The following is a 4,687-nucleotide window of genomic DNA, read 5'->3' on the forward strand; positions in this document are numbered from 1 at the left end:
CCTCGAGGGCCGTGCGCCGTCGGGCCGGCCCGAGGCCGAGACCTGGTTCGGCGACCATCCGGCGTCTCCGGCGCTCGTCGGCGCACCGGGGTCCCCGACGCTCGACGCGTGGCTGACGGCGCGCGGCGAACGCCCCCTCCCGTATCTGCTGAAGCTCCTCGCCGCCGCGGCGCCCCTCTCGATCCAGGTGCACCCGTCGAAGGCCGAGGCCGAGGCCGGGTTCGCCGCGGAGGAGGCGTCGGGGCTCGCGCGCGATGACGCGGCGCGCAACTACCGCGACGACAATCACAAGCCCGAGATCCTGGTGGCGCTGAGCGCCCGATTCGACGCGCTGGCAGGGCTGCGGCCGGTCGCGGCATCCCGGGCTCTCGTCGAGGCGCTCGGTGTCTCCGCTCTCGCCGACCGGCTCGCCGGGAAGGACGATGCCGACGTGCTCGCCGCCGTGCTCGCGTGGGTGCTGGGCGAGGGTGACGAGGTCGCCGCCGCGGTCGGTGCGGCGCTGCAGTCCCCGGATGCCGCGGCCCGCGCGGCGTTCGCCGCCGAGCCCACCGCGAGCCTCGAGGCCCTCACCCGCGTCGCGGCGATGAATCCGGGCGACCCCGGCGTCGTGGTCGCGCTGCTCATGAACCACGTGTCTCTCGGCACCGGCGAGGCCGTCTACCTGCCGGCCGGCATCCTGCACGCCTACCTGTCGGGCCTCGGGGTGGAACTGATGGCCGCGAGCGACAATGTGCTGCGGGGCGGGTTGACGCCGAAGCACATCGACGTCGCCGAACTGCTGCGCATCGTCGACACCCGTCCGTCGGCGCCACCGTTGCTGGCGCCTGTCGTGTCCGGCGCGGTGCGACGCTACGCGCCGGCGATCCCCGACTTCGCGCTCACCCGGGTGAGCCTCGAGGGCGGTGCGGTCGAGGTGCCGATCTCGGGGCCGGCGATCGTGCTGGCGACGGCCGGGACCCCGTCGGTCGCGGGCGGTGAGGCCGCGACCTCCATCGCTCTCGTCCCCGGGGGCGCGGTGTTCCTGACAGCCGATGAGTCCGTCGTCCGGCTGTCGGGCGTGGGTGAGGCGTTTGTGGCTGAGCCGGGTGGGAACGCGGGCTGAAACCTCTGCCAGACCGGCGCGTCGCAAACCTTCGACTCATGGTTGAGTGTTTATGATCCGCGACTTGACCAATCCGAATGACACCGCTGTAATTTACATACGCGCTTCGGGTGGACGCGGAGGGGAGAACGAGATGTCGGCATCGCAGTACCGATCGAGTGTTCCCGGCAACTGGTTCGTCGATCCGGTGTTCCTGGGCGTCCCGGGCGTACGCCGCCCCGAGGTCGACGACGACAATCCGCTCTCGTGGCAGACGGACGCTCTCTGCTCGCAGACGGACCCCGAGGCGTTCTTCCCCGAGAAGGGCGGATCGACCCGCGACGCCAAGCGCATCTGCTCCACCTGCGACGTCCGCGGCGAATGCCTCGACTACGCGCTCGAGAACGACGAACGCTTCGGCATCTGGGGCGGGCTGAGCGAGCGGGAGCGCCGCAAGCTCAAGCGTCGCGCCTGACCTCCACCCAATGCGGCGCCGCTCGGCGCGGCGCGGGGGAGTGCGTCGACGCTCACCTAGGCTGACCACGTCATGCCCGACCGTGTCCACGCTCTCCTCGTCGTCCGCCCCGACGGGCGCGTCCCGGCCGCGGCGCATCTTCGCGCCACGCTCGACGCGCTCTCCCGGCAGACCCGTCAGATCGACGCGCTGACCATCGTCGTGTGCGGTGGAACCGGCGAAGTGCTCGACATCGCCGGGACCTCCGGTGCCGAAGGCGTCATCACGGCGGGGTCGGCCGTCTCGTTCGCGGAGGCCCTGCGGCTCGCGACTGCGCGCCTCTCGGGCGACGCGGTGTGGCTTCTCGCGCAGGACACCGCCCCCGCCCCCGATGCTCTCGCGCGCCTGGTCGGCGCGTTGGAGATCTCCCAGACGGTCGCGGCCGTCGCCCCGAAGGTCGTGAGCGCCGACGACACCGCGCTCATCGTCTCGCTCGGAGAGACCCTCACCCACGGTGGGCGCCGTATCGGCCTGGCGGACGACGAACTCGACCAGGGCCAGCATGACCACGTGGAAGACGTGCTCGGCGCCGACGTGCGCGGCATCCTCGTGCGCACCTCGGTGTGGCGGGCGCTCGACGGTCTCGACGACGCGCTCGCCGGTGCCGACGAGGGGCTGGACCTCGGCATCCGGGCCCGACTCGCCGGGCATCGCGTGACCGTGCAGCCCCGCGCCGTGGTCGCGGTGGCGGGTGATGGTGTCGCCGGTCTGCCGAGCCCCGACACCCGTCGTCGCCGTCGGCTTCGGGCGTTCGCGACCCGCACGGCCCAACTGCATCGGCGCCTCGCGTACGCCCCCGCGGGGGCCGTCCCGCTCCACTGGCTGACCCTGCTCCCGATCACTCTGTGGCGCACGGTGATGCACCTGGTGGCCAAGAGCCCGGCGCTCGTGCTCCCCGAATGGGGTGCGGGTCTCGTCGCCGCCTGGCGGCCCGCCGCGCTCGCCCGGTCGCGTTCACGCATCCGCCGCGCGCGGGTGGCTGCGTGGTCGTCTCTGTCGTTGCTGCGCATCTCCCGCTCGGACCTGCGAACGCGGGTCGAGGCCGACGGTGATCCGGATGCCGCGGCCCGCCCGACGCGCGAGGAGCTGCGCTTCTTCGCGGGTGGCGGAGCCTGGGTCGTGCTGGCCGCGCTCGTGGTCTCCATCGCGGCATTCCCGGCTCTGCTGGCCTGGCCCACGCTCGGCGGAGGAGCACTGGCTCCGCTGTCATCGACGCTCTCGCAGCTCTGGGCGAACGCGTTGTACGGCGCCCATTCGGTCGGATTGGACGCCGCGATCCCCTCCGATCCGTTCTCCGCCCTGCTCGCGCTGATCGGAACCCTCTCTCCCGGGGCACCGTCGCGCGCGCTGGTCGTGCTCTGGATCGCCGCGCTGCCGCTCGCTGCTCTCGGCGGCTGGTTCGCCGCCACCCGGATCACCTCCCGCGACTCGCTGCGCATCCTCGGTGCGGTGCTGTGGGCGCTCGCACCCACCTTCCTGGTGGCGCTCGTCGATGGTCGGCCGGCGGCATTGATCGCGCACCTCGCCCTCCCGTGGCTGCTCTACGCCGGCGCGGTGGCGCATCGGTCGTGGGCCTCCGCCGGCACGGCCTCCCTCGTGATGGTGGTGGTCTGGGCGGCGTCGCCGTCCCTCGCTCCTGCGCTCGTGGCGCTGTGGGTGCTGGCCGTCATCTCCACAGTGGTCGCGCGCGGGGGGCGGGGTGTCGCGCAGGTCGTGTGGACGATCATCCCGGCCGTCGTCGTCTTCCTGCCCCTCGCCTGGGCACAGATCAACGCCGGCACTCCGTGGGGCCTCCTGGCCGACCCGGGCATCACCGTCTCCGGTGGGGCGAGCGCGGATGCCGCGGGTCGCCTGGCGCTCGTGGCCGGATTCCCCGTGGATGGACTCGGGGGGTGGGAGCAGCTCGTCTCCGCTCACCTGCCCGGGCTCCCCACGTGGGCGCCGGCGCTGCTCCTGGCCCCGCTCGCGATCGTGGCGCTGGCCTCGCTGCTCACGCCGCGCTGGTTCGTGGGGGCCGCGGCCCTCATCCTCGTGGTCCTCGGTCTCGGCACGGCGTTCCTCGCCGTCGGGGTGAGCGTCGCGTTCGCCGCCGACGGCACGCCCGTCGCGCTGTGGCCGGGCGCGGCTCTCAGTCTGGCGTGGGCGGGGGTCGTCGGCGCTGCGCTCGTCACGCTCGATGCCGGGCTGCCGGTCCGGGCCGCGGCGGCACGCGGCGTCACGATCGCCGTCCTGGTCGTGCTCGGCGCGGCAGCCGTCCTGCCGCTGCTCGCGTCCGAGCGGCGTGGCGCGCTCGAGATCACCAACGGCCCCGACTCGACGGTGCCCGCCTTCGTCGACGCGCAGACCCGTACCACGCCGAACGTCGCGACCGCCGTCGTCACTCCGCTCTCCTCGGGAGCGATCTCTCTCGACGTCGTCTGGAACGGCGGCGCCACCCTCGACGGCCAGTCGACCCTGCTCGCCACGCGTACGTCGGCGTCCGGGGCGTCCGTCCAGTTCGCCGGTCTGGTCGTCGACACACTCTCCTCCGGCGCCGACGCTCCGCTCGCGGCGCTCGCCTCCGCCGGTGTGGGATACATCCTCATCCCGACGCTGCCGGGCTCTGAGACCGACGCGGCTCGCGCGACCCGTCTCGCCGCAGCCGCCGCCCTGAACCAGAACGCGCAGCTCGCGGATGTCGGCCTCACTCCCAAGGGGGAGCTCTGGGCCGTGCGCGCCGGGGTCGTGCCCCGAGCGGATGCCGCGGCATCCGTCACCGCCACTGCCACGCTGGTCGGGGTGGGGCAGCTCGCCATCGTCGTCATCGCGCTGCTGCTCTCGCTGCCGACCGCCGCGTCTCGGCGACTCGCCCGCCAGACCCCGCGTGTCGTGGGTCCGCGCGCTCGGGAGGACGACCGATGACCCGCGAACGCGTCGTGTTCTGGGCGGCCACGTCCACGCGTCTGATCGTGGGCGCCGCCGTCGCCGTGGCGCTCGTCCTCGCCGTGGGTGTCGCCGCGGCTGCGCCCTGGCCGATCGTCGCCGCGGACAAGTCGGCCGTCACGGCGGCCCCGGCCGCATCCTCGACGACGCTCGCGTGCACCGGCCCGCTC

3 protein-coding genes and 1 pseudogene are annotated in these 4,687 nt (G+C 73.6%); all 4 read left to right on the forward strand.

Annotation, left to right across the window (positions count from 1 at the left end; all coding sequences use genetic code 11):
• Positions 1 to 1,102 (forward strand): mannose-6-phosphate isomerase, class I (gene manA, locus ASG00_RS02090; protein WP_082482999.1); only part of this gene is annotated, 1,102 nt, incomplete at its 5' end.
• Between the two features lie 133 nt (positions 1,103 to 1,235).
• A complete protein-coding gene (locus ASG00_RS02095) occupies positions 1,236 to 1,556 on the forward strand; it encodes a WhiB family transcriptional regulator (protein WP_048808915.1) in 321 nt (106 codons plus the stop codon).
• A 72-nt stretch (positions 1,557 to 1,628) separates the two neighbouring features.
• Positions 1,629 to 4,496, forward strand: a complete 2,868-nt coding sequence (locus ASG00_RS02100) for a glycosyltransferase (protein WP_056206493.1) — start codon at positions 1,629 to 1,631, stop codon at positions 4,494 to 4,496.
• Positions 4,493 to 4,687: pseudogene (locus ASG00_RS15120) on the forward strand (DUF5719 family protein); the annotation flags it as partial. The gene ASG00_RS02100 and the pseudogene ASG00_RS15120, both read left to right, overlap by 4 nt.

The organism is Microbacterium sp. Leaf351 (assembly GCF_001423825.1).
Lineage (GTDB): Bacteria > Actinomycetota > Actinomycetes > Actinomycetales > Microbacteriaceae > Microbacterium > Microbacterium ginsengisoli.